Origin of the sequence: Sorangium sp. So ce327 (genome assembly GCF_051530205.1) — a bacterium.
Classification (GTDB): domain Bacteria; phylum Myxococcota_A; class Polyangia; order Polyangiales; family Polyangiaceae; genus Sorangium; species Sorangium cellulosum_B.
Map to the genome: position 1 here is coordinate 3,140,816 of NZ_CP150330.1, position 24,066 is coordinate 3,164,881.

18 protein-coding genes are annotated in these 24,066 nt (G+C 71.8%); 14 read left to right on the top strand and 4 right to left on the bottom strand.

Annotated elements, in window-relative coordinates:
* Position 1: 1 nt before the first annotated feature.
* The 3 genes from WME95_RS12015 (at position 2) to WME95_RS12025 (ending at position 5,251) form a co-directional block, all read left to right on the top strand.
* Complete coding sequence (locus tag WME95_RS12015; RefSeq protein ID WP_437908512.1) at positions 2-1,984, top strand: hypothetical protein; 1,983 nt, start codon at positions 2-4, stop codon at positions 1,982-1,984.
* Positions 1,985-2,174: 190 nt separating this feature from the next.
* Positions 2,175-2,639: a helix-turn-helix domain-containing protein gene (locus WME95_RS12020; RefSeq protein ID WP_437908513.1), complete on the top strand. Its 465-nt coding sequence runs from the start codon at positions 2,175-2,177 to the stop codon at positions 2,637-2,639.
* On the top strand, positions 2,636-5,251 hold the full coding sequence (locus WME95_RS12025; protein ID WP_437908514.1) for a VIT domain-containing protein: 2,616 nt from the start codon (positions 2,636-2,638) through the stop codon (positions 5,249-5,251). The genes WME95_RS12020 and WME95_RS12025 overlap by 4 nt, the downstream gene beginning before the upstream one ends.
* A 45-nt stretch (positions 5,252-5,296) precedes the next feature.
* On the opposite strand, the gene WME95_RS12030 is transcribed toward WME95_RS12025, so the two are convergent.
* Together WME95_RS12030 and WME95_RS12035 are read right to left on the bottom strand one after the other, a co-directional pair.
* Positions 5,297-6,286: an OmpA/MotB family protein gene (locus tag WME95_RS12030; RefSeq protein WP_437908515.1), complete on the bottom strand. Its 990-nt coding sequence runs from the start codon at positions 6,284-6,286 to the stop codon at positions 5,297-5,299.
* Between the two features lie 241 nt (positions 6,287-6,527).
* On the bottom strand, positions 6,528-6,938 hold the full coding sequence (locus WME95_RS12035; RefSeq protein WP_437908516.1) for a hypothetical protein: 411 nt from the start codon (positions 6,936-6,938) through the stop codon (positions 6,528-6,530).
* Between the two features lie 813 nt (positions 6,939-7,751).
* On the opposite strand from WME95_RS12035, the gene WME95_RS12040 reads away from it, so the two are divergent.
* The 11 genes from WME95_RS12040 to WME95_RS12090 all read left to right on the top strand — a co-directional run bounded on the left by WME95_RS12040 (position 7,752) and on the right by WME95_RS12090 (position 22,511).
* Entirely contained in the window at positions 7,752-8,843 is a 1,092-nt protein-coding gene (locus tag WME95_RS12040) for a type III polyketide synthase (protein WP_437908517.1), read from the top strand.
* 56 nt (positions 8,844-8,899) lie between these two features.
* Entirely contained in the window at positions 8,900-9,862 is a 963-nt protein-coding gene (locus tag WME95_RS12045; RefSeq protein WP_437908518.1) for an aldo/keto reductase, read from the top strand.
* A complete protein-coding gene (locus WME95_RS12050) occupies positions 9,859-10,293 on the top strand; it encodes a nuclear transport factor 2 family protein (RefSeq protein ID WP_437745550.1) in 435 nt (144 codons plus the stop codon). Before WME95_RS12045 ends, WME95_RS12050 begins: the two co-directional genes overlap by 4 nt.
* Before the next feature lie 146 nt (positions 10,294-10,439).
* Positions 10,440-10,811 (top strand): DMT family transporter, encoded by a 372-nt coding sequence (locus WME95_RS12055; RefSeq protein WP_437908519.1) that lies wholly within the window; start codon positions 10,440-10,442, stop codon positions 10,809-10,811.
* 133 nt (positions 10,812-10,944) lie between these two features.
* Positions 10,945-11,403, top strand: coding sequence for a DUF3574 domain-containing protein (locus tag WME95_RS12060; RefSeq protein ID WP_437908520.1), 459 nt, complete (start codon positions 10,945-10,947; stop codon positions 11,401-11,403).
* Between the two features lie 302 nt (positions 11,404-11,705).
* A complete protein-coding gene (locus tag WME95_RS12065; protein WP_437910976.1) occupies positions 11,706-16,448 on the top strand; it encodes a copper oxidase in 4,743 nt (1,580 codons plus the stop codon).
* 19 nt (positions 16,449-16,467) lie between these two features.
* Entirely contained in the window at positions 16,468-18,657 is a 2,190-nt protein-coding gene (locus WME95_RS12070) for a YncE family protein (protein WP_437908521.1), read from the top strand.
* Positions 18,654-19,271: an SCO family protein gene (locus tag WME95_RS12075; RefSeq protein WP_437908522.1), complete on the top strand. Its 618-nt coding sequence runs from the start codon at positions 18,654-18,656 to the stop codon at positions 19,269-19,271. Before WME95_RS12070 ends, WME95_RS12075 begins: the two co-directional genes overlap by 4 nt.
* Before the next feature lie 7 nt (positions 19,272-19,278).
* Complete coding sequence (locus WME95_RS12080; RefSeq protein ID WP_437908523.1) at positions 19,279-20,001, top strand: SCO family protein; 723 nt, start codon at positions 19,279-19,281, stop codon at positions 19,999-20,001.
* Positions 19,994-21,760, top strand: a complete 1,767-nt coding sequence (locus tag WME95_RS12085) for a cytochrome c/ABC transporter substrate-binding protein (RefSeq protein ID WP_437908524.1) — start codon at positions 19,994-19,996, stop codon at positions 21,758-21,760. Before WME95_RS12080 ends, WME95_RS12085 begins: the two co-directional genes overlap by 8 nt.
* Positions 21,761-21,959: 199 nt before the next feature.
* On the top strand, positions 21,960-22,511 hold the full coding sequence (locus WME95_RS12090) for a Uma2 family endonuclease (RefSeq protein WP_437908525.1): 552 nt from the start codon (positions 21,960-21,962) through the stop codon (positions 22,509-22,511).
* Positions 22,512-22,627: 116 nt separating this feature from the next.
* Here the strand turns inward: WME95_RS12090 and WME95_RS12095 are convergent, their stop codons facing one another.
* Together WME95_RS12095 and WME95_RS12100 are read right to left on the bottom strand one after the other, a co-directional pair.
* Positions 22,628-23,248 carry a Uma2 family endonuclease gene (locus WME95_RS12095; RefSeq protein ID WP_437908526.1) on the bottom strand — a complete coding sequence of 207 codons (621 nt, stop codon included), beginning with the start codon at positions 23,246-23,248 and terminating at the stop codon, positions 22,628-22,630.
* Between the two features lie 188 nt (positions 23,249-23,436).
* Complete coding sequence (locus tag WME95_RS12100; protein WP_437908527.1) at positions 23,437-23,805, bottom strand: DUF705 domain-containing protein; 369 nt, start codon at positions 23,803-23,805, stop codon at positions 23,437-23,439.
* Positions 23,806-24,066: the final 261 nt, after the last annotated feature.

A 24,066-nucleotide genomic window follows, 5' to 3' on the forward strand; every position in this document is an offset into this window, starting at 1 on the left:
CATGGCGAGATACCCCCGGAGAATCGCGACCCTGTGCGCGGCCGCCGCGATGGCGGTGACGAGCTTCGCTGGAACGGCGAGCGCTCAGATCGCGGACGCCGTCTACGAGGACGTGAGGGATATCATCGAGGATCTCATCCAGCGGGAGGTCGCCGAGGCGGTCGTCCCCAACCTGGTGTGCCAGACGGCGCGCCGGGCGAGCACGGAGCAGCAACTCAACGACTATGTGGGGATCGTCGACCAGCTCGGAGATGCCGCCGACGGTCCTGCGAAGGAGGCGCTGGAGAAGAAGCGCGGCGAGCTGAGGCTCAGCATAAAGAGCGGGTTCCCGATCCTCACCTATTTCCCTCTCACGCTCCAGCGGGTCTTCCGGCGGCAGTTCAACGCGATCCGGACGAGCGTCACGGACGAGGCCGCGGGCTTCGCGGGGCACATGGTCTACGTCGGGCTGACGTCGAGCGAGGGCCAGATAAGAAAGCCGCAGGGGACGCAGAGCATCGAGCTCCTGCACAAGTTCGCGAGCGCCGACGACGCTCGCGCCGAGCGCGCGGCGCCCAGCAAGCTGACGTGGACCAGGCTCGACCCGCGGTCGCTGAACACCTGTGTCTCCGTGCTCAAGGAGCATCTCGCTTCGGGCGTCACGGACGCAGGCGCGCCGTCGCCGCTCGAGAAGGACTGCGGCGCGAGCGCAGCGTCAGGGACCAGCTACGCGTGTGAGCTCGCGTTCGCCGTTCGCGCCATTCTCCAGAGGAAAGACGCCCTGGCGGAGGAGCACTTCATCAGGGCAGCCGCCGTCGTGGTCGGCGCGACCGCCGCGAAGGCCCTCGAGGTGACGGACGACGCCGTGAGGAGAACACTCCTGGACGAGGCGGTCCTGGTCACGAGAGACGTCCTGCGCGGCGGCAAGAAGCTCGACGAGATCATCCCTGTCCTCTTGTCTGCCGCGCCCGCCGCGCCCGCCGCGCCAGGCACCGCCGGGGCAGACGCAGCCGCTCGTGCCCGGGAGCTGCGCTCGAGGTTGAGCAACCTCGAGCGCCTCCGGGTCCAGTGGAACATCGGCACGCGGGGCGGCGCGAACAACCTCGATCTCGTGAGCTTCGTGAACGTCATCGGCGCCGCCGGCGGCGCCCTCCGCGATCTCTGTGACAAGGACCTGATCGGCCAGATCTGCGCCCAGATCGAGCGACAGTCGTCGGCGCTGACGAAGATCGGCGACCTCCAGGCGGACCTCTGGCCGGCGATCCGGCTCGCCAGCCAGGGAGAATACGGGGAGGCAGCGAGCCGCGCGATCAGGACGTTCTTCTCCTCGCGGCCCGGAGGCGAGGGGGATCAGGTCGAGATCTACCGGCGCTTCGCCGAGGCGGTCATCGTCTATGTCCTCGCGACGGTCAACGACAAGAACCCTTCGGACGCCGACCGGGCCGCGTTCCGGGAGGCGTCCGTCGAGGTGCTCCGGGAGCTGGGCACGGGGGGCGGCATGGATCGACCGTGGGGTCACGCCTTCTACAGGCCCGACATGGCGCTGCGCGTGTCGTGGAGCCCGAGCTACGTCGACGGCGAGGGCGGATCGCCGAGGATCGTGCCCTCCGCGAACACCATCAACCTGCGCGGCGTCGTGCGTTATACGGACGCCTATTATTTCGCCATCCAACCCTCCTTCATCGACCTCCTCGCCCCGCTGAGCGAGCTCGCGCTCCGGCGCTCGGAGGCGGTCGAGTACGAGGATTCGGGCCGTGTCCTCCTGAACGCCGTGACCCCTCGGATCGAGGTGATGGTCGGCGTGCCCGCCCTCTCGAAGCACCTCGTCGTCTCCGGCGGCGCTTCCCTGCGCCTTTCGGCGCCCTTCAAGAAGAAGGATCAGGAGGGGTGCGACGGCACCTGCTATCGCTACAAGTTCCTCTGGAACAAGAAGGACGATGTCCTCTCGGACCCGGCTGGGCTCGGGTTCATCGAATTCGGCTTCGGGGTCAAGTACCTTCTCTGAAGCATCCCCTCGAATTTATTCGGGAAAATTGAACAGGGAGGCGGGGAGACGGGGAGTAAAATCCCAGATCTCCCCGTCTCCCCGTCTCCCCGCCTCCCTGTTCAATTTTCCGCTCGAGATGCCGGTGCGCGGAGGAACTATGACTGTATACTTGACAGTTATGGTGTCTCGATGCAGGATGCCCCTCGTGATGACGTACAAGCTCGACGAGCTCGCGGGCGAGGCGGGGGTGGCACCGCGCACGGTGCGGTACTACGTGCAGCGCGGCCTCCTCCCGGCGCCGGAGTTCCGCGGGAAGGACACCTCGTACGGGCGAGAGCACCTCGCGCGGCTGCGCGCCATCAAGGTCCTCCAGCAGGCGCACTTGCCGCTCGAGGAGATCCAGGCGCGCCTCGCGGGCGCGGGCCTCGACGAGATCGAGCGCATCGCCGCGGGCGCGCCGCCGCGCGCTCTTGAGGCGCGCTGCGCCGGCCCCGAGGAGGCCCCGGCGGCGAGCCCGCCCGCCGCCGCGCCGCGCGGCGCGCGCTGGGAGCGGGTCGAGATCGCCGACGGGGTGGAGCTCCACGTGCGGACCGACGCCCCGGAGAGCTCGCGGCGCATCGCCCTCGATATCGAGTCTCGTTACACAACCCTTGCCCCGAAAGGCTCGCGATGAACCCCTCCCACGATCCTTCGCACCCGTCGCCGATGTCGTGTCTCCGCACCTCCGAGGGCCACCCCGTGCCGCTGCTCGGCGTCTCCCTCTCGGGCGAAGTCCTCGGCGGCGCGGCGCGGCTCGTCGTGCGGCAGCGCTACCGGAACGAGGAGCGCCGGCCGATCGAGGCGATCTACACCTTCCCGCTCCCGGGCGAGGCGAGCATCGCCGGCTTCGCCATGGAGTGCGCCGGCCGCAGGCTCGAGGGGGAGGTCAAGGAGCGCGAAGCTGCGTTCCAGGCCTACGACGAGGCCATCGCCACCGGCCACGGCGCGGCGCTGCTCGACGAGGAGCGGCGCAACGTGTTCACGGCGAGCGTCGGCAACCTCCTGCCGGGGGAGGAGACGGTCGTCGAGGTCACGTTCGTGCAGGCGCTCACGGCCGACGAGGGGGCGCTGCGGCTCATGATCCCGACCCTCGTCGCGCCCCGCTACATCCCGGGCGCGGCCGGGGGCGACCGGACCGCGCACGGCGTCCAGGAGCCCACGGGCGACGTGCCCGACGCCGACCGCATCTCCCCCGAGATCGCGCGGGTCGACTACGGGATCACCGTGGATATCGTCTTCGACCTCGGGCGCGACGTCGCGATCGAGAGCCCGTCGCACGCGCTCTCGGTGCGCCGCGAAGAGGGGTATCGCCAGCGGGTCTCGCTCCGGAACGACAAGGCCGCGCTCGATCGGGACATCGTGCTGCTCGCGGCGGGCGCGCCGGGCGTGCAGGCAGGCGTGGTGTGCGACAGGACCAAAGGCCAGGAGGGGACCTTCGCCCTCACCGTGGTGCCGGACCTCTTCGATGTGCACGCGAAGCGGGCGTCCTCCCGGCGCGACGTCGTGTTCGTCGTCGACGTGTCGGGATCGATGCAGGGCGAGTCGCTCGACCAGGCGAAGCGCGCGCTCCGGCTGTGCCTCCGCCACCTCGCCGAGGGGGATCGGTTCGGCGTGATCGCGTTCTCCAGCGATTTCGAGGCGCTGGAGAAGGCGATCACCCCCTTCACGCAGACGACCCTGAAGGCCGCGGATGCGTTCGTCGAGGGCCTCCGCGCGGACGGCGGAACGGAGATGCTGGAGCCGCTGCTCGCGGCCGTGGGCATGCTCGGCGATGCGGAGCGAGACCGCGTGGTCGTGCTGCTGACGGACGGCCAGGTGGGCAACGAGGCGCAGATCGTCGATCGCGTCGTCAAGCAGGGCAAGGGGGCGCGGATCTACACGTTCGGTATCGGCACGAACGTGAGCGATGTGCTTGTGAACGATCTCGCGCGCAGGACGGAGGGCGCCGCAGAGTTCATCCACCCCGGCGAGCGCATCGACGAGAAGGTCACAGCGCAGTTCGCGCGGGCGACGGCGGTCCGGGTTACCGGGCTGGAGGCGCGCTTCGAGGGGATCGACGTCGGCGAGCTCGCGCCGGCCGAGCGCCCCGCGCTCGTCGACGGCGAGCCGTGGGTGCTCTATGGCCGCTACGGGCAGCCGGGGATGGGGCGCCTCTCGCTCCGCGGAACCCTGCGCGGAGAGCGCTTCCATCTCGAGGTGCCGGTCGAGCTCGCGGCGGAGGCGTCGCGGCCCGGCCTCGAGGCGCTGTGGGCGGGCGCGCGGGTGCGGGAGCTCGAGGAGTCGGAGCGCGGGCTGGGCGCCAAGCGCGCGGAGGCGATGCGAAAGCGCATCGTGGACCTCGCGGTCCGGCACCGGGTGGCGTCGAAGCACGCGTCGTTCGTGGTGATCGAGCGGCGCACGGGCGACCGGCGGGCCCACGGGCAGCCCGAGGCGCGGCCCGTGCCGGTGAGCGCGCCGGCGGGGTGGGGGACGTCGAGCCTCGACCTCCTGGCGGCGCCCGAGGCCGCGTTCGCCGCGATGCCGGTGGGCGGGGGCGGCCGGAGGCGAGGCGGGCCCGATGTCATGAGATCCTTGGTCTCTGCGCCCGCTCCTATGGCGGCCGCCGCCCCGCCCAGCCCGCCCAAGCCGGCGCCGGCCGCGGGCGGTCTGCTGGCGCGCGCCAAGCAACTCTTCCAGCCGAGCGCAGCGGCCGTGGCCGCGCCCGCTTCGGCCGACAGGTCGGCGGGCTCCTTTGCGCCCCCCAGCGCCCCCGCGCCGGGCGGACCCGCGTCGCTGCACCACGGGCCGCCGCCTGCGGCCGCTGCGCCGGCGCCGAGCGCCGTTCCTGGCGGGGTCTCCTCCAAGGGCGGCGGCCTGGGGCTCCTCTTCGAGGAGCAGCTCGCGTCCGGGCTCTGGGAGCGCGGAGACTCGACCGATCTCGGCCGGCTCTCCAGCACGGCCCTGTGCCTCGCGACGTGCCATGACGAGGGCGTCGACTCGGCCCACCCCATCTACGGCGCTCAGGTGGCCAAGGCGATCGAGGCGCTCTGCGCGTTGGCCGAGTCGCTCCTTCAGCGAGGCGGCGCCGACGGGGCGGTGGCCGCCGCGCTCGCAGCGGCCTACCTCGTCGCGAGCGGCCGGCGGCTGCGGGCGCAGGTCCGCGACGCCGTGGCGGCCGCCGCGCCCGAGGCGGTGCGCGCGCTGCTGGGCGAGCTCGGGGACGCCGAGGTGCTCAGGCGAAGGGTCGAGGAGCTGCGCGGCGCATGACAGGCTCGCCGCGGCCGGACGGCCGCGGCAGCCCTCGCGCCGCCCTCACGGGTACGTGTCGTCCCCGCCCTTCGTGCCGGCTCCCGGGCGGGTCTCGCCAGCCGGGCGGGACGCACCGCCCGGGCGGGTCTCGCCAGCCGGGGCTGCGCCAGCGGGGGCCGCGCCAACCGGTGCCGCGCCAGCCGGTGCCGCGCCAGCCGGGCGAGCAGGGCCCTCCGGGAGCTGCGCTGTCCCCTCGATGACGATCTCCACGCGCGGCTCCGCCGGTTGCGCCGGGGCGCCGCCGCTTGCGTCGGCAGCCGGCAGATCGGCGAAGCTCGCCAGGCTGAGCCGCGCGAGCGGCACGCCGGCCTCCTTGGGCTGCGCCAGGAAGAGCAGCACGGCGCGCGCCTGGGCGACCGTCACGTCCCAGCCGTTGCGCCACGCCACGCCGGGCGTGCCGCTCGCCGTGTGGCCGACGACCTGGTAGCCGAGGCCCTTGAGCGGCTCGTTGCTGCGGATGATCGCGGCGATGTCCCTCAGCACCTTCTCCCCCGCCGGGGAGAGCGCGTCGCGGTTCCCCTTGAACAGGACCCGGCTCGGGATCGAGATGACCACGCGGCCGTCGCGCGGCGCGACCGTGACGTCTCCGGCGGCGACCGGCAAGAACGCCCTGAGGACGTCGCTGTCACGCTCCGACGCCGGGCGGGCCCCGGCCGGCTCGCCGCGCGGCGGCGTCGCGCCCAGCCCGACGTCGAGGCCCGAGATCGGATCGTTCGCCCAGTGTGGATCGGCCGCGGCGCCGCCGCGCGGGCCCTGCTCTTCCAGCTGGCGGACGCGCGCCTGGCTGGTCGCGAGCTCGCGCTGGAGGCGCTCGGACCGGTCGAGCTGAGCTTGCCATTCGAACTCGGTGTAACCGCACCCGGCGAGGAGCGCAGACGCGACCAGCGCGGCCAGGCCGCGCCCGGCCAAAGCGGCCCGGAGGGCGCGGGGAGGGGAGGCCTCGGCGCGCCTCTTCGCGCTCACCTCTGCGACACCCGAAACAGGCAATTGCACTTTGCAGGCTCCTTCTCGCCGGATCATCCGGATCCATCCTTCTCGCGCCGGTGCGCTGAGCGGGCGGGAGCCTATCCGAGCGGCCGTGATCCCACAAGGCGCGGCCGGGCCGGGGCGAGCCCCGGCCTCCAAGACCTGGGCAGGGGACCGGGCTGAGGGACCGGGCTGAGGGACCGATCCGCTCCGGGATCGATCCGCCCGCGCGCGGTCCCGCGCTCGCTCGCGATGCGGGTGAGCCTGCCTACGACAGCCGCTCGTGGCCTGCGCCGTTCGGCGGCGAGGCCTGATGCACCTTCCTGCGGTGCTCGAGCTCGGCAGAGATGAGCCGCACGAGCTCCGTCGAGAGGACGATCGCCTCCCGAGGGCCATATCCATGCTTGCTCAGCTCCCGCGCGACCGACTTGGCCAGGATCTTCATCGCCGAGTCGATCTCTCCCGGCGTCTTCGATGTCGACGTCGAGAAGAGGCTCGCGGTCATCCGGGGGTCGGCGCCTCGCCCCTGGCCGTCCTCGGGCGCTCGGTGCAGCGTCGCCTCGCGCTCCGGAGGCGCTGCGCTCCGGAGCGATGGCCGATCGATCGCGTGGCTTTCGTGGTTTTCGGCCGATGCGGGCGTCGTCGTGCTCGTCGTGCTGTCCGTATGCAGCGATGTCATGTTGTGCGCACTCACGGTGGATCCCCGTCGTCGTTTAACGGTTTTCTCGCCTTCGTCCTTCGTTCCCGCGCGAGAGGTGCTGTTCATCTCGAGCTCATGCCGCGCGTCGCCGCGGCAGGCATCGGTGGATATACGTCGCGAGACGAAGTTGACGGCAAAAAAGCAGGAATGGCACCTGCCAGGGGAGTGTGGAGGCGGACCACATCGGCCCCTGACCCCACGATAGCAGGGCTCCGATAAAGGGCATCACTTCATCGGTCGTTCGCGCGCGAACACCCATGTTCGCGCGCGCCGCCGGTCGACGCCGAGGGGGCGCTCTCGCGAGACTGCAACTCTGAGTGTGCGCGCCAATGCTCCGCCCGCGGGGGGCGCCGTCCGCGGTGCGAGCGCGAGAGGTGGCTTGCCCTGGGCAGACCCCGGTGCGTCTGGCGCGCTCGCGCCGCGGGGCGCGGGGCGCCGCCGCCCGCGCTGCGCTCCGCCGGGGAGCGCGGACGCACGCGCGCGCGGATGAGGGACAATCGACGTTGAGCACGGATGGCGAGTCGGATGTTCGCTGGTCGGACAGGGCTTGTTAGGAATCGCACGCCTTCCATTGACGATGTGTGTTTCCTGCGGTATTCGATGGAATCGTTGGCGGCCCGACGCTGCGGCGCCATGGGCGTCCGGAGGGGATTCCGGGCTTTGTAGAGCCGGCGGCGCGGTAGGCGGTCGATCGACGCGACGTCCTTGCTTCCGTGTGCCGCTCCATGGCGCCGTTCGCTGCGGCTCGGCCGACGCCGGACGTTCCGAGTTCATCATGTGTAGGGGGGAAGTATGGCCACACTGTGCAGGCCGGAGGTCGCGGTTCCGGAGTTCATCATCACGCGGGAAGACACGCTGAAGCTGGCGGAGCGGCTGCACGCGAGAAACCCGCAGCTGAAGCTCGTACTGCGGCTCATCAACGGCACCGGGGTGCAGAAGCGGCACATCGTGCAGCCGCTGGAGCAGGCGCTCGCTCACCCTGGTTTCGAGATCAGAAATAGAATTTACGAACGGGAGGCCAAGCGACGGGTGCCGCCAGTGATACGGCAGGCGCTGGAGAACGCCGAGCTCACGGCGCGGGACATCGACGCCATCATCTTCGTCTCGTGCACCGGCTTCATGATGCCGTCTATGACGGCCTATCTGATCAACGCCATGGGCTTCCGGCACGATACGCGCCAGATCCCCATGGCGCAGCTCGGCTGCGCGGCCGGGGCGGCGGCCATCAGCCGCGCGCACGACTTCTGCGCGGCTCACGCGAAGGCCAACGTGCTCATCGTGGCCTGCGAGTTCTGCTCTCTCTGCTACCAGCCGACGGACGATGACGTCGGATCGCTCCTGTCCGACGGCCTCTTCGGGGACGCGGTGGGCGCGGTCGTCGTCCGGGGCAGCGGGGGCACCGGCATCCGGCTGGAGCGGAACGAGGCGTATCTCATCCCGGACACCGAGGAGTGGATCTCGTACGCCGTCAAGGACACCGGCTTTCACTTCCGGCTCGACAAGCGGGTCCCCGGGACTATGAAGCCCCTCGCCCCCGTGATGCGCCGGCTCGTCTCGAGCCACGGCTGGGACGTGGGTAACCTCGACTTCTACATCGTCCACGCCGGCGGTCCGCGCATCCTCAACGATCTGTGCAGGTACCTGGAGGTGCCGCAGGAGGCGTTCCGGTACAGCAGGGCCACGCTGACGGAATACGGCAACATCGCGAGCGCGGTGGTGCTCGACTCTCTAGGACGCCTGTTCGCGGACAGGCCGATGCCCGACGGCGCGCGCGGCGTGATCGCGGGGTTCGGCCCGGGGATCACGGCGGAGATGGCCGTCGGTTCCTGGGTGAACGATCACGGCCAGAGCAGGGGCGGAGCGCGTTCGTCCTCCGCCGCGTGACAGCGGCCCTGTCGCTCCTGCCATGAAAATCGTGTGAGAAGAGGAAGGGAAGGCTGATGACCAACGCATCGCTCAAGACGCCGTCGCTGAGGTTCATGCTCGGAGGCGACCGTCCCGTATGCCGCATGGGTTATGGTGCCATGTACCTGACCGGGCCGGGCTACTGGGGGCCGCCGGCCGACCCGGACGCGGCCGTCCGGCTCCTGCGTCGCGCCGTCGACCTCGGGGTGAACTTCATCGACACCGCCGACGCCTACGGCCCGGACACCAACGAGCAGATCATCCGCCGCGCTCTCCATCCGTACCCGGCGGGGCTCGTGATCACCACCAAGGGCGGGCTGCTGCGCTCCGGACCGGAGGACTGGACCGTCCAGGGGCGCCCGTACATCGTCCCGTGCGGGCGTCCGGCGTACCTCCGCCAGCAGGTGGAGATGAGCCTGCGAAACCTCGGGCTCGAGCGCATCGAGCTCTATCAGCTCCACCGCATCGACCCGGCCGTACCGCTGGCCGATCAGCTCGGCGAGCTCGCGCGGCTCAAGGAGCAGGGCAAGATCCACCATATCGGCCTCTCCGGGCAGCCCGAGGTCACCGTGGAGCAGCTCGCCAAGGCGCGCGAGATCACCGAGATCGCCGCCGTGGAGAACCTGTACAACGTCGCGGACCGATCCGGGGAGAAGGCCCTTCGGTACGCCGAGCAGCACGGCATGGCGTTCATCCCGTGGTTCCCCATGGGACACGGCGATCTCGCCAAGCCCGGCAGCGTCCTCTCCGGGCTCGCCAAGGAGCGCGGCGCGACGCCCGCCCAGCTGGCCCTCGCCTGGTTGCTGCACAGGTCGCCGTCCATCCTCGCCATCCCCGGCACCTCGTCCATCAAGCACCTGGAAGAGAACTGCCGCGCGGCGGACATGAAGCTCGACGAGAGCGAGCTGGCCGCCATCGAGGACGCCGCCGCCGCCGCGAAGACGTGGCGTCCATCGGCGTCGGAATCGGGGTCCGCCCACACGGAGGAGATGCCATGAGCACCCAGCTGCAAACCAGCGCCGCCCACCCGAACGTCCAGAAGCTGCGCACCCTCTACGCCGATCTGTCGCGCATCGGGGAGTTCGTCGCCGACGACATGGTCCTGCACACAGCGCACCGGGAGCTCTGCCGCGACAGGGCTGCCGGCCGCGTCGTCGGCAAGGCGGCCGCCACCACCCATGAGCGCGAGCTGATCCGCATGACCGGCGGCACGCTGCTGATGGACGTGCAGCACATCTTCGCCAACGATCACTTCGGCGCCGCGTTCGGCGTGCTGCGCGCCCACCTCGGCGGCGCGAGCCTGGCGATGCCGTTCTGCGGGGTCTGGCGCTTCCGCGGGGGCCTGATCACGGAGCACTGGGAGAACGCGTACGACGTGGCCTCCGTGATGGCGTTCCTCGGCGACGAGAGCGGCGCCCCGCCCGCCTGAGGCGCCGAGGGGCCGCGCCACGACGGCCTCGCCCCACCCTTTGTCGTTCCCGCCACCCTCCCGGATCTGCTACTGCTGCGCGCCGCGCCGGTGCCCTCCCGGGCACGGCGAGCTCCCCCGGGGAGCGCGCTCGCCGCACGTCAGCCATGGCTCAAGGTTACCTCTTCCTCATCATCGCCCTCGTCTTCAACGCGACAGCGAACATCCTGATGAAGCTGGCGTCGCGGCGCGTCCCCTCGATGGAGGGGCTGTCCCTCGTCGAGAAGTGCCTCGCGCTCGTCACGAACTACCACCTCGTGCTGGGGCTCGTGCTCTTCGCGTCGAACATCCTGTTCTACGTCCTGGCGCTCAAGCGCATCAACCTGTCGATCGCCTATCCGATCATGTCGTCGGGCGGCTTCCTGCTCATCTCGGTCTTCTCCGTCTACGTCCTGCACGAGACGCTGACGGCGCTGCAGATCGGCGGCATCGTCCTGATCGCGGCGGGGATCGCGCTGCTCGCGTACAACATCGCCTAGGCCTCCGGCCGGCCTCCGCGGCGCGACGCCGGACTGCCAAACCGGCCTGCCGGTCCGCCCGCCCTCGGCGTGGGGCCGTGGTACGGTGGCGCGCGCCTCGCGCCCGAACGCCCTCACCCCGGAGACCGCCGCCATGCGCAGCCGAACGCTCCCGCGTGCCTTGCTCGCCGTGCTCCTCGCGACGCCTCTCGCGACGACCGCGTGCCATGGCGCGCCCCAGGACGCCGCGCACCCCTCGCCCGGCCGGGCCGGCGCCGCCTGCGGGCGCGGCGACCCGATGACGCGGACCGAGCTCTTCTTCGGCCTGGACCGGTTCGAGCTGCCCCCCGTGACGCAGGCGGAGTGGCAGGGGTTCGTCGACACGGCGATCACCCCGCGCTTCAAGGACGGGCTGACCCAGTTCGATGTCGACGGCCAGTACCTCGCGACGACGGGGAAGCTCATCCGCGAGGACAGCCGGCTGATCATGCTCCTCCACGACGGCGGCCAGGTCGCCTCGGACGCCATCGACGCGATCCGCAAGGAATACAAGGTTCGCTTCAACCAGGAATCCGTGCTGCGCATCGACGAGCCCGTCTGCGTCGGCTTCTGACGCCTGGAACCGCCGCTGAAGGCAGCGCTCCGCCCGCCGCGGGGACAGCGCATGTCCCGCGCGTGTCTGTTCGGAACAGCGCCTGTTCTCTCGGCTCGACGAGCCCCTGATCGCGAAGATTCTTGACCCGAGGGGGGCTGGGAGACAGAGTTTTATTACAACTGCCAGGCTTCGGTCGGCGCATGGCCGCGCATTGCATTGCGCGCATCCGTCGGCGTGCTCGTGCCTGGCGTTCATACAAAAAGCGTTCGACGCGAGCGCTCCTGCTCGGCTCCACCCGGAGCAAGGAGATCCCCGTGCTGATGAGGCTTCCCTGGCGGCCCGGATGGGCCATGACGATGGTGGCTGTCCTTGGGTGCTCCGGCTCCGAAGGGCCTCCTCCGGAGGAGGAGAGCGTCCTGGAGAGCCAAGATGAGGTGCGCTACGACTTCCATGCACCCGCGTCTGGAAGGACGGTGTTCGCGGACGTCGTGGCCATCGATCAGATGTTCGTCTACGATCGCCTCGGCGCGTTCAACCCCGGGGGCATGGTGTATGCGCTCCGCCGGGACGTGGTGGCCGCCGATCCGTCGAAGTCCATCGGTCCTGGCAACGCGACGCTGCGTCCGGGCAAGCGCCCGAGGCCCCTCGTCCTGCGGGTCAACGCCGGCGACAGGCTCTCCATCTCGTTCACCAACTGGCTCACGCCCGCGACCGGCCCGCTGCCGAGCACCTCCGCGTCGACCCGTGACGCCTCGATCCAGGTGGTCGGGCTCCAGATCCGGAACCTCGACGCGCTGGCGGGCGACGTCGGGAAGAACGAGAGCTCCCTGGCCGCGCCGGGCGAGACGCGCACGTACGAGCTCTTCGCCGGCCGCGAGGGAACGTTCCTCATGCACAGCGGCGGCGCCATGGTCGGCTCGGAGCCCGGGCCGGGGCGGCGGATCTCCCAGACGCTGTACGGCGCCGTCACCGTCGAGCCGCCGGGCGCGGTCGCGTACCGCTCGCAGGTGACGGCCGCCGAGCTCTCGGCCGCCTCCCTGAACCCGTCGAACCCGGACGGCACGCCGCGCATCGACTACAACGCGGTCGACGCGTCCGGTCAGCCGATCCTGAAGATGATCGACGACGCCGGCGAGATCGTGCACGGCGACGTCAACGCCATCATCGCTGGCTTTGACGAGACGGAGGCCGGGTCCCCTGCCTCCGAGAACATGGGCTATTTCCGCGAGTTCACGGTGCTCTTCCACGACATCCTGAGCGTCGTGCAGCCCATCGCGGAGTACCAGGCAGACCCGCGTTACAACGGCGTGCGCACCGGCTTCGGCATCAACTACGGCGCCGCCAGCCTGGGCAGCGCCGTCTTCGCCAACAAGCGGAAGATCGGCCCGAGCAAGCGCTGCGAGGAGTGCAAGTTCGAGGAGTTCTTCCTGAGCTCGTGGGTCAACGGGGATCCGGCGCTGAACATCGATCGGGACGACGCCGGCAACGCGACAGAGGCGCTCTATCCGGACGACCCCTCGAACGTATCCCACGGTTACCTCGGGGATCCCGTCCGCGTCAGGAACCTCCACGCCGGCCCCAGCGAGACGCACGTCTTCCACCTCCACGGCCACCAGTGGCTGCGGTCGCCGGGCAACGAGAAGAGCGCGTACATCGACTCGCAGACCATCGGCCCGAGGGCCGCCTACACGTATGACATCACCTATGGCGGAGGCGGCAACCGCAACCTCTCCGTGGGAGACGCCATCTACCACTGCCACCTGTATGCCCATTTCGCGCAGGGCATGTGGGGGCTCTGGCGCACGCACGACGTCTTCGAGGCGGGCACGCCGGACCGCTCGCTCCCGGACGGCGAGCTCGAGGCAGGGACGCCCACGCCCGCGGTCGTGCCGATCCCCGGCGTCGCGCTGGCGCCGATGCCGACCTACGAGCGGACGCCGGTCAGGATGGCCGACGGGAAGACCGTGGAGCGCGACCCGATGCCGGGTTATCCGTTCTACGTCGCCGCGGTCGCGGGGCACCGGCCGTCGCAGCCGCCCCGCGACATGGAGCACGACGGCGGGCTCCCGCGCCACTACATCGCGAACGTGCCGCCGGGAGGCGCGGCGGTCGGCGGCCGCGGCCTCTTCGACGTGCAGCTCTCCAAGGCCGACGTGCAGCTCTTGCCGAAGGACGGCACCGCGTCGGAGGTGGCGGCCGCCAACTTCCACGCGGGCGCGTTCCCGGGCGCCGTGCGCGCGCCGGAGCGCTACGGCTTCCCCGTCAAGGGTTACCCCGCCTTCACGGCGGACGGCAAGCCGGCGCTCTTCCTCGTGAACGGCCAGCCGCCGGCCGCGGGCGCCCCCTTCGCGGACCCGTGCCCGCCAAACGCGCCGGTGCGCACCTACCGCGCGGCCTACGTCCAGACCAACGCCCCGGTGAACCGGGCCGGCTGGCACGACGCGCAGGCGCGCATGATCGTCCTCGAGAAGGACGTCGAGGCCACCCTCGACGGCACGAGGGCGCCGGAGCCGCTGTTCATCCGCGCGCAATCCGGCGAGTGCGTGGTGTTCCACGCGACGAACCTCATCCCGGCGGCGCTCGCGGCGGACGACTTCCAGGTCTTCTCGCCCACCGACGTCATCGGCCAGCACATCCACCTCGTGAAGTTCGACGTCACCTCCTCGGACGGCGGCGCGAACGGCTTCAACTACGAGGACGGGGCCCTCGCGATGGAGGAGGTGGCGGCGCGCATCCAGGCGGCCAACGCGCTCGGCGGGGCCCTCGCCGCCGGCGTCAGGAGCGGCGAGCCCGGGGCGCGCGTGCGGCTCGAGGACCCGACGCGCCACCCGCGCATGACCACGGCGTCGCTCGGGGCGCAGACCACGACACAGCGCTGGTTTGCCGATCCGATCATGAGCGAGGCCGGCCAGGACCGCGCGCTGAGCACGGCCTTCACCCACGATCACTTCTCGGCCTCATCGCACCAGCACCACGGGCTCTACGGGGGCCTCGTCGTCGAGCCGGCCGGCTCGATCTGGCGCGATCCCGAGACCGGAGCGCTCTTCGGCGATCGCAGCGACGGCGGGCCGACGAGCTACCGCGCCGACATCCTGTTTCCGCCGGGCGACCCCCGGAGCCCGTTCCGCGAGTTCAACCTGAGCATCGCCGATTATGGCCCCGTCTACGACGAGTGCGGCCGGCCGGTGAACCCGTCGTCGCAGGCGCCCGCGCCGCTGCCGGTGGCCATCACCCATGGGCCCTCCACCCCCGACGCCATCTCGTGGCGTGACTCGGGCGTCGGGCTCATCAATTACCGGAACGAGCCGATCCCGCTCCGGATCGCAGAGCGCAACTGCAGCACGCGCGCGGTCGTCCAGAAGAGCGGCGACGCCGGCGCCATGCACAACGTCTTCAGCTCGCGTGTCCACGGGGATCCCGCGACGCCGCTGCTCCGCGCGTACGAGGGCGATCGCACGCTGATCCGCCTCACCCAGGGCGCGCAGGCGGAGCAGCACGTGTTCACCGTGCACGGGAAGAAGTGGCTGAACGAGTCGACCGATCCCGACAGCGGCTACGCCAACGGGCAGGTCATCGGCGTCTCGGAGCAGGCGGATCTCGCGCTCGACGCGGCGCCCCTCTTCCGGAAGAACGCGGCGGGCGGCGCGGACTACCTCTATGCGGGGGCGCCGACGGACGATCTCTGGGAGGGGCGGTGGGGCATCCTGCGCGTCCACGGCGAGCGGCAGGCGGATCTCCTGCCGCTCTCGGGCGCGTCGCTGCCGAGGGGCAGGCGCCGGGAGGTCGAGGTGTGCCCGCCGGAGGCGCAGAAGAGGCCGTATGTCGTCCACGCGATCACCGCGAAGGGCAACCTGCCGGGCGATCGCCTCACGTACAACACGACGTACGGGCTCCACGATCCCAACGCCATCCTGTTCGTCCTCGAGGAGGATCTGGCCGCCCTGCGCTCGGGCGCGCGCCCGCCCGAGCCGCTCGTCCTGCGCGCGGCGGCCGGCGAGTGCGTCGAGGTCACGCTCGTCAACGACCTGCCCGAGGAGCTGCCGAAGTCGCCTCACTGGAACTACAACGCTCCCATCGTCGACGGGTTCAACGTCAACCAGGTGAAGCCGTCGAACCGCGTCTCGCTGCACCCGCAGCTCGTGGCGTATGACGTGACGGCGAGCGACGGCGCGAGCGTGGGCCAGAACCCCGATCAGACGGTCGAGCGCGGGAAGCAGCGGACGTACACCTGGTATGCCGGCGACATCTCCGTGACGGCGCGGGGCGATGTCCGCTGGCAGCCCATCGAGCTCGGCGCCGTGAACCTCAAGGACATGGCGGACGTGGTGAACCACCCGATGCACGGCGGGATCGGCGCGCTGATCGTCGAGCCGGAGGGCGCCGTCTGGTACCCGAGCCGGAATTCCCGCGCGGCCGCCCAGGTGAAGTACAGGGACGAGAACGGCTCCGAGATCTGGTTCCGCGAGTTCGTGCTCCTCTACCAGGACGAGGTGCCCTTGCAGTCGGATCAGGAGGCTTTCCACTGCCTCAACCGGGCGCTGGGCTGCGGCCACACCCTCGCGAACGTCGCTGGCCCTCCCGATCCCGACTTCACGGGCCACAAGGCGTTCAACTACCGCGCCGAGCCCATCTGGGCGCGGCTCGGCGCGGGGCCGGACGCGCCTCTCGGCGCCCGCCAGGGCCTCGACGTCAGCGGCGTCTTCAGCTCGGCGGGGCGCGGCGATCCGGCGACGCCGGTCTTCACGGCGGGGCGTTATGACCGCGTGCGCTTCCGGGTGCTGCAGGCCTCGGGGCACCGGCGCCAGCACTCGTTCGGGCTCTCGAACACGGAGTGGGCGTACAACCCGTGGGCGCAAGGCTCGGGATCCCGGTACCAGGGCCGGAACAGCAAGAGCTTCGCCGTGAGCGCGCACAGCGGCATCGGCCCCATGACCGCGTGGACGGTGACTCCCTACTTCAGGTCGGGCGGCATGTTCGAGGTCCCCGGCGATCGCCTCTACATGGACCAGTCGAACGCGATGCTCACCGGCGGGCTCTGGGGCATCTGGCGGGTCACGCCGTGAGCGGGAGGAGGGGCCTGTGATGCGACGGATCTCGATGGACGGCGCCTCGATGGGCGCGCGCGGACTCTGGCTCTCGCTGGCCTGGCTCAGCGCCTCTGCGGCGCTCGGCTGCGGCCGGAGAGAGGCGCTCCCTGCCTCGCAGGACCCGGGGGCCGAGCGGCCGGCGCAGCCGGCGCAGCTCGCGCCGCCGGCGCAGCCCGAGGAGCCGGCGGCTCCCCTGCAGGAGAGCCGGGTCGAGCGCGATGGGCTCTCCATCGCGTTCGCCCTGCGGCCGCTGGATCGCGGCCAGCAGGGCGGGGGGGCCGGCCCCGGGGCGGCGCCGGCCGCGGCGGTGGCGGGCTCCGACGTCGTGGCCGAGTTCACCATCACCGACGCGTCCACGGGCGCGCCGGTCCGTGGCCTCACGCCCCTCGGCTGGATGTCGCGCCGCGCCGGGGCGGACGGCGCCGCCGCGGCGAGCTTCTCCGGCGGCGCGCCCGCGGCGAGCCTCGCCAGCGGCGCGGTCGACGCCGCGCCGGACGAGGCGGCGTGCCGGGGGAAGATCAAGAGCTTCATGGCGGGCCTCCTGTCCGTGCGCCCCGAGGTCGACATGAACGCCTACCTCCTCTGGACGCTGAACCAGGACAACTCCCTCTCGGCCATCAACCCGCAGGTCGCCCTCGCCAGGACGCAGCTCCGGAGCGTGGTCAGCCTCGCGGGCCGCGGCGTCTCGTTCGTCATGCACCCCGACCGGGAGAGCCTCTACGTCACGCTCCGGGGCGGGCAGGGCCTCGCCGTTGTCGACACGCGGCGGGGGCTCGTCCGGACGAACGTCCCCGTCGGCCAGGATCCGTCGCGCGTCGTGGTCGCCCCCGACGGGCGCACGGTCTGGGTGGGCAACGACGGCGACGGGACGGTGAGCGTGATCGACGCCCGCTCGACGGACGTCCTAAGGACGCTCCCGGTGGGCCCTGGCCACCACGAGATCGCCTTCACCGGCGGCGGCCGCGCCGCGTGGATCACGAGCCAGCAGGGGGAGTCGGTGGCCGTGGTGGACGGCGAGACGCTCGAGCCGCTCGGCGAGATCGCGGTGGGCGAGGGGGTCGTCTCCATCGCGGCGAGCGATGAAGCGGGCGTGGTCCACGCGGCGAACGCCGCGCGCGGCGAGGTCGTGATCCTCGACGTCGCGCGCCGGGCCGTCGCCGGGCGCGTCGCCCTGAAGCCCGGGCTCGGCGCGCTCCAGTTCGACCCGCGCGGGCGGTTCTCGTTCGCGCTGAACCCGTCCGCGAACGAGGTCGCCGTGCTCGACGGCGCGACGGGCGCGGTGGCGCACACGCTCACCGGGCTGGCCGCGCCGGACGCTGTCACCTTCACCGGGGCCTTCGCCTACATCCGCAACCGGGGCGCCGCGCGGGTCTCGCTCGTCGACCGGTCGGCCCTCGGCGGCCCGGCGACCCCGCCCCTCGTCGACATCGCGGTCGGCCAGGGCCCGCCTCTCGCCGCCGCGGCGCCGCCAGGGCCGGCCGCGCTCGCCACGCCCATCGCGCCCCTGCCCGAGGGCAACGGCGCCCTCGTCGCGAGCCCGGCCGACAAGGCGCTCTACGTCTACGTGGAGGGCATGATGGCCCCGATCGGCACCTTGCCGAGCTACGGCCGCGAGCCGCGATCGATCCTCGTCGAGGACAGGTCGCTCAAGGAGGTGCGCCCGGGCGTGTATGCGACCACGGTGCGCCTCGGCGAGGGGGGGCTCTATGACGTCGAGCTCCTCCTCGACCGCCCGCGGACGGGGGTGTGCCTCGAGGCGACCGTGGCGCCCGCGCGCTGCGCCCCGGACGACGGCGAGGCCGACGCGTCCGGCTGCGGGGGCGATCCCGTGAAGGACATCGCGATCGCGCCGCTCTTCGAGCCCGACCTGCGGCTCGCGGCGGGCGAGCCCGCGACGCTGCGCTTCCGCGCGACCGCAGGCGAAGGGGGCCCTCCGCTCGACGCGCTCGACGCGGAAGACATCGAGGTGATGGTCGTCCGGTTCCCGGCCGGGTACCGCTTCCGCGGCGCGCCGCGGGCCGAGGGGGACGGCACGTTCTCCGTCGCGTTCACCCCGCCCGCGCCGGGCCAGTACCGCTTCCTCGCCGCCGTCCCTGGGCGCGGGGCGCCTGTCGGCGCGCTCCCGTTCGTCCCGCTGCGGGTCTCCGCGCGCGGCGCCGGCGCGCAGCGCGGAGGTGCGCGATGAGGCCCGGGGCGGCCCTCGCCGCGGCGGCCCTCGCGCTCGCGATCTGCTCGGCCGCGCGCTTCACGCCCGCGGAGGGCAAGGCGCCGCGCGTGGAGCGGATGAAGATCGGCGGCGTCTCCCGGGAGGACGACGCCGCCGCGGCGCGGTACTTCACCAACACCGAGCTCGTCGACCAGCACGGCCGCGCGCACCGCTTCTACGACGGGCTGCTGCGGGGCCGGAAGGTGCTCATCAACTTCGCCTTCACCTCGTGCAAGGGCGTCTGCCCCACGATGACGGCGAACCTCGCGCGCGTGCAGGCGCTGCTGCGGGCGCGCGGGCAGGCGGTGACGATGCTGACGATCACGGTCGACCCGGAGAACGACACGCCGGCCGCGCTGAAGGAGTACGCCGCGAAGTTCAAGGCGGGCGAGGGCTGGTACTTCCTGACCGGCACGCCCGAGAACGTCGCCACGGTGCTGAAGCGCCTCGGAGGCCAGGTGAAGCGGCCCGACGAGCACACGATGACGCTGCTCGTCGGCGACACGTCGACCGGCATGTGGCTGAAGGCGTTCGCCACCGAGGAGCCCGAGGCGCTCGCGCGCGCCGTCCGGCACCTCAACGACCCACGGTGAGGCCGACATGCGTTTCCTGTCGCTCGGTGCATTGAAAGCGCTGGTCGTTCTCCTCGCCGGCGCGCTCGCCGCGGCCTCGTGCGGCCGCGGGAGCGCGCCTCCCGGCGAGCACGCCGCCCCCGCTCCCGCGGGGCCGCTTGGGCATGCTCTGGACGTCTCCGCGGCCGCGGGGCCGCCTGGGCTCTCCGCGGACGGCGCGGCGGAGGTGCGCGCCTCGCCGGCGACGGGCGTCGAGGTGCTGGACGAGGAGCTCGTGGATCAGGACGGCCGCCCCGTCCGTCTGCGCGAGCTCGCCAGGGACCGGGTGCTCGCCGTCAATTTCATCTTCACGACCTGCACGACGATCTGCTCGCCGATGACGGCCATCTTCGGCCGGCTCCAGGCCGAGCTCGGCGGCGCGCTGGACCGGGACGTGCGGCTCGTCTCGATCTCGCTGGACCCCGCGATGGACACGCCGGAGCGGCTGAACGCGTACGCCGAGAAGTTCGGCCGGCGGAAGGGCTGGTCGTTCCTGACGGGGCGGCGCGAGCGCGTGAACCGCGTGCTGGACGCGCTCGGAGGGCGCGCGCCGATCAAGGAGCGGCACGCGCCGATCACGCTCATCGGGCGCGAGGCGGAGGGCCGCTGGACGCGGGTCGAGGGCATCGCGCCGCCGGGGCGCCTCGCGGACGAGGTCCGGGCGTTCCTTTCGCCGCGAGGGGCTGCGGCGCGGAGCGCGGGCGGTGGCTAGGGCGAGGGCCCGTTCTGGCAGGGGGCGGCTCGGCCTCCTGGCGGCGGTGCCGGCGGTGGCGCTCTGCGCGGTCGCGGCGTGGGCGCTCGGCCGTGATGAGGGAGCGCCCCGGGCGTACGCGCCTGCGGCGGGCGAGGTGGCGTCGTGCGAGGATCTCTCGCCGGCCGCCCGGCGCGGCAAGCGCATCTACCAGCGCGGCGCGACCGAGGACGGCCGGGCCATCGAGGGCGCGATCGCCGGCGGCGCCGCGGCGCTCTCCGGCCGAGAGGCCGCCTGCGCGGGCTGCCACGGCCCCAGCGGGGAGGGGACGACCGAGGGGGGCGTCACGGCACCGCCGCTCGCGGCCGAGCGGCGCCTGGCGGCCAGCGGCGAGCGGGGTGGGGGAGCAGGGCGGGGGAGCGGGACAGGCGAGGGGGCGATGACCGCCGCCGCGCTGGTGACGGCGATCCGCGAGGGGCGAGGGCCCGCGGGGCAGCGGCTGAGCCCGGTGATGCCGCGGTACCGCCTGGCGGACGCGGATCTGTCGGATCTTGTTGACTATCTGGGTTGTGTCGGCCGGGATCTGGACCCTGGCGTCACGGCGGGCTCAGTGGCCTTGGGCGCCGCGCTGCCGCTGACCGGGCCGGATGCGCCGGTGGGCGCGGCCGCGCGCGACGTGCTGATGGCGGCCTTCGCTGAGGTGAACGCGCGGGGCGGCCTCTACCGGCGGAGGCTCGAGCTGCGCGTGGAGGACAGCGCCGGGCCGGCGGGCGATGCCGAGGCGACGGCGCGCCTCCTGGCTCGGGGCGTGCTGGCGCTGGTGGGGAGCGCCTTCGACGGGGATCCGGCGCTGCGGGCGCGCCTCTCGGAGGAGCGGGCGCCGCTCGTGGGGCCCTTGGCGCTGGCGGGCGCACCCGGGTTGGCCGGCGGCGCGGGCGCACCCGGGTTGGCTGGCGGGGCGGGCGCACCCGGGTTGGCCGGCGGCGCCCCTGGCCGCGCGCGGGATGTCGCGGCAGGGGCCGACGACATGGTGTTCCGAGTGCTGCCGGGGTCCGACGTGCTGGCCCGCGTGGCGGTCAAGCACCTAGCCGGCGCTCCCGCGAACGCGGGGGCGCTCACGCTGGTCGTGCACACGCGCGACCGCGCCGGCGAGGCCTGGGCGTCAGGCGCGCGCGCGGAAGCTGCTCACCGCGATCTTCCTGCGCCGCCAGTGCTCTCCTTCGAGCCAGGCCACCTCTCGCCGCGCGACGTGGCCGGCGCGGTGCGGGCGCACGGGGCGCGGGCGGTGCTCTTCTGGGGCCCCGGCGCGGACCTCGCGAGCGTCAAGGCGGCGCTGGAAGACGCGGGATCGGCCGCGCCGATCTACGCCTCGCTGGGATCGATCGCCGGGAGCACCAGGGCGCCGTCCCGCGAGCTCGCCGGCCGCGCGCTGTTCCTGTACCCAGGCTCCCTGGGCGAGCGGGAGCGGGCATCAGAGGACGCGCTGGAGGCGTTCCTGCGCCGGGCGGGCGTGGCGCCGGGGCCGCTCGGGGTCCAGGCGAGCGCCTACGTCGCGGCGCAGATCGCGATCGAGGCGCTGAAGCGCGCCGGCGCCCACGCGACACGAGAGGGGCTGATCGCGGCGCTCGAGCGGCTGCGAGACTTCGACGCGGGCCCGGCGCCGCCCGTGACCTTCGCCCGGAACCGCCGGACCGGCGTCCTCGGAGCGAGCGTCTTCCGGATGGATCCGACGTCCGACACCGCCGTGCGAGCGTCGGAGTGGATCGAGGTGGTCCCGTAGGGCGGGGCCATTCCGACCTCGGTCCTCCCTGCCCACGCACCGTGCTCTCGTGACCAGGGCGAGTGCAGCCATCGCGCGCGCGTCCTCGCTCGAGCCGATGAGCTAAGCGACCCAAAGTGATGGGGGCCTCCCCGGGCTGGTTCCCCATGCGGGGTCGCGCTAGGCTCGGCGCCATGGGTGATCCGCCACGATGCGGAACATGAGCGCCGCGGAGTACCTGGCGTGGGAGCGGAGCCAGCCTGCGAAGCACGAGTACCATCTCGGCGAGGTGTTCGCGATGGCGGGTGGCAGCCCTCGGCATAACTTGCTGTCAGGCGCCATGATCGCGGAGCTTCGAGCGGCCGTTCGCGGCAAGGGGTGCCACGTGCTGACGTCCGATCAGCGGATCTCGGCCGAGCAAGGGCAGCGCTACGTCTATGCGGACTCGGTCGTGGTGTGCGGCCCCATGGACACGGAACCTGGCACGAGCGATGTCCTCACGAACCCGTGCATCCTTGTCGAGGTCCTCTCGCAGAGCACCGAGCCCTACGACCGCGGCAAGAAGTGGGCGGCGTACCAGCGCCTCGCCTCGCTGACCGACTACGTGCTCGTTTCGCAGACGTCTGCGCGGGTCGAGCACTATCGTCGCGAGGCGGATGGCTCCTGGCGCTACCGGGTGCTGGAGGCCGGCGACACACTGACGCTGGCGAACGGCGCTACCATCTCGATCGACGCGGTGTACGAAGGCGCGTTCGAGCTCGCCGGCGACTGACGTGGGCGGAGGCCGCGCGCCGATATTCGCCACGAGGCCGGCCTATCGGTAGCGGACTCCAACGTGATCGGCGCTCTCGCGGTGCCTTTGTCTCCGCGTCCCGGGGCCGCGGTCCGTCACCGCTGCCGCTCCTTCTCGTCCTCGTCCTCGTCCTCGTCGTCCTCGTCGAACAGCGTGCCTACCTTCAGGACGATCGCATCGAAAGGCTCGGGCCTGACCCGATCCTCCCGCTCGGCCGCCAGCACCAGCAGATATCCCTCTGTCGTCCACCGGTAGACCATGAGCGTCTCCGTCTCGGGGTCGACGATCCAGTAGTGGGGCACCTTGCAGCGCTGGTACGTTCGAAGCTTCTTGAACAGATCGTTGCGGCTGTTCGACGGCGATAGCACCTCACATACCCAGTCCGGCCGTACCCGGATGGGCACCTCGCGAGGCAGCTCCGGCAAGCGCTCGCGCAGCCACCCCGTCACATCGGGACGATAGACCTCGTGGGTTTCCATCTCGACCTCGACCTCGGTCGCGAACCATAAGCCTCCGGGCCAGCGGCCGCCGGGCCGCCGGTCATAGGGTCCGCTGATCCGGCTCCCGATCCGGAGCTGGGCGCGCCCATGCGGGCCGCTCGACATGGCCTTGCGAACGAGCTCGCCACCGATGACCTCGTGGAAACGCTCGCGCTCGGGGATGGCCAACAGATCGTCCGAGGTGGCGAGGCGACGGGAGGAAGTGGCTCCGGACATGCCCGCAGGATAGCGCTGGCGGCTCTCGAGGGCACCACAGGCGTCGGCGACGCGTCACTGCGGCCGACCAGGAGGCGAGGGTGCCCGCCCCTGACGAGCTTGCCGGGGAAGCTCGCCGCAGTCCTACGGGAGCCAGCTCGACGCGTGCTCGCGCGCGAACTCGGCGAAGGAGCGCGGCCGAGCGCCGGTCACGTCGAGCACCGCATCGCTCCGCTTCGGCCGGCGGCGACGAGGACGGCGTAGTCATGGGCGCTCTTCGATACCGCTTCGTTCGGATGCACGCATACGAGCCCGCGCCAGTCGGCGGGCGCCTGATCGTCGATGAGGATGTTGGGCTTGGGCAGGAAGCCCATGAAGCAACGCTCGATGCCAAGTTCACGCGCGGAGTTTTCGGCGTAGTCGGCGCCACCCGTGCTCCAGCAATACAGCATGAATCCTTCTTCATGGAGCTGGCGCACGTGTTCGACGACCGCCGGCATCGGGATCCGTTTCGAACCGAAGGAACGGACGAGCGTATCGTCGACGTCGACATAGGCCACGAGGTGTTTTGCGTTCATGACAACCTTCCGTCTAGCCCGTGACGCACGCGAGCGTCAAGGTGCTTCCCTGGAACGGCCAGAACATGCGTGAGCTCGTCTAACGGCCCAGGCTTCGGCCGTGCGAAGGGCGGTCTGAGGCAGAGCAAGAGAGAGAGTACACAGGGAGGCGAGGAGGCGGGGAGGAGAGAGAGTACTCAGGGGGACGGGAAGGCGAGGGATGTATCCAGACCAAGGTGGAGAGGCGAGAGGTGGAGACCATCAACCTGATGGTTCGAAGGA

Excerpts from the sequence above, each read along its gene's own strand:
- WME95_RS12090 (WP_437908525.1), top strand. The coding sequence starts at position 21,960 with ATGAGCGCCGCGGAGTACCTGGCGTGGGAGCGGAGCCAGCCTGCGAAG.
- WME95_RS12035 (WP_437908516.1), bottom strand. The coding sequence starts at position 6,938 with ATGACATCGCTGCATACGGACAGCACGACGAGCACGACGACGCCCGCA.
- WME95_RS12060 (WP_437908520.1), top strand. The coding sequence starts at position 10,945 with ATGCGCAGCCGAACGCTCCCGCGTGCCTTGCTCGCCGTGCTCCTCGCG.
- WME95_RS12050 (WP_437745550.1), top strand. The coding sequence starts at position 9,859 with ATGAGCACCCAGCTGCAAACCAGCGCCGCCCACCCGAACGTCCAGAAG.
- WME95_RS12025 (WP_437908514.1), top strand. The coding sequence starts at position 2,636 with ATGAACCCCTCCCACGATCCTTCGCACCCGTCGCCGATGTCGTGTCTC.
- WME95_RS12100 (WP_437908527.1), bottom strand. The coding sequence starts at position 23,805 with ATGAACGCAAAACACCTCGTGGCCTATGTCGACGTCGACGATACGCTC.
- WME95_RS12020 (WP_437908513.1), top strand. The coding sequence starts at position 2,175 with ATGACGTACAAGCTCGACGAGCTCGCGGGCGAGGCGGGGGTGGCACCG.
- WME95_RS12065 (WP_437910976.1), top strand. The coding sequence starts at position 11,706 with ATGAGGCTTCCCTGGCGGCCCGGATGGGCCATGACGATGGTGGCTGTC.
- WME95_RS12075 (WP_437908522.1), top strand. The coding sequence starts at position 18,654 with ATGAGGCCCGGGGCGGCCCTCGCCGCGGCGGCCCTCGCGCTCGCGATC.
- WME95_RS12080 (WP_437908523.1), top strand. The coding sequence starts at position 19,279 with ATGCGTTTCCTGTCGCTCGGTGCATTGAAAGCGCTGGTCGTTCTCCTC.
- WME95_RS12070 (WP_437908521.1), top strand. The coding sequence starts at position 16,468 with ATGCGACGGATCTCGATGGACGGCGCCTCGATGGGCGCGCGCGGACTC.
- WME95_RS12045 (WP_437908518.1), top strand. The coding sequence starts at position 8,900 with ATGACCAACGCATCGCTCAAGACGCCGTCGCTGAGGTTCATGCTCGGA.
- WME95_RS12055 (WP_437908519.1), top strand. The coding sequence starts at position 10,440 with ATGGCTCAAGGTTACCTCTTCCTCATCATCGCCCTCGTCTTCAACGCG.
- WME95_RS12015 (WP_437908512.1), top strand. The coding sequence starts at position 2 with ATGGCGAGATACCCCCGGAGAATCGCGACCCTGTGCGCGGCCGCCGCG.
- WME95_RS12040 (WP_437908517.1), top strand. The coding sequence starts at position 7,752 with ATGGCCACACTGTGCAGGCCGGAGGTCGCGGTTCCGGAGTTCATCATC.
- WME95_RS12095 (WP_437908526.1), bottom strand. The coding sequence starts at position 23,248 with ATGTCCGGAGCCACTTCCTCCCGTCGCCTCGCCACCTCGGACGATCTG.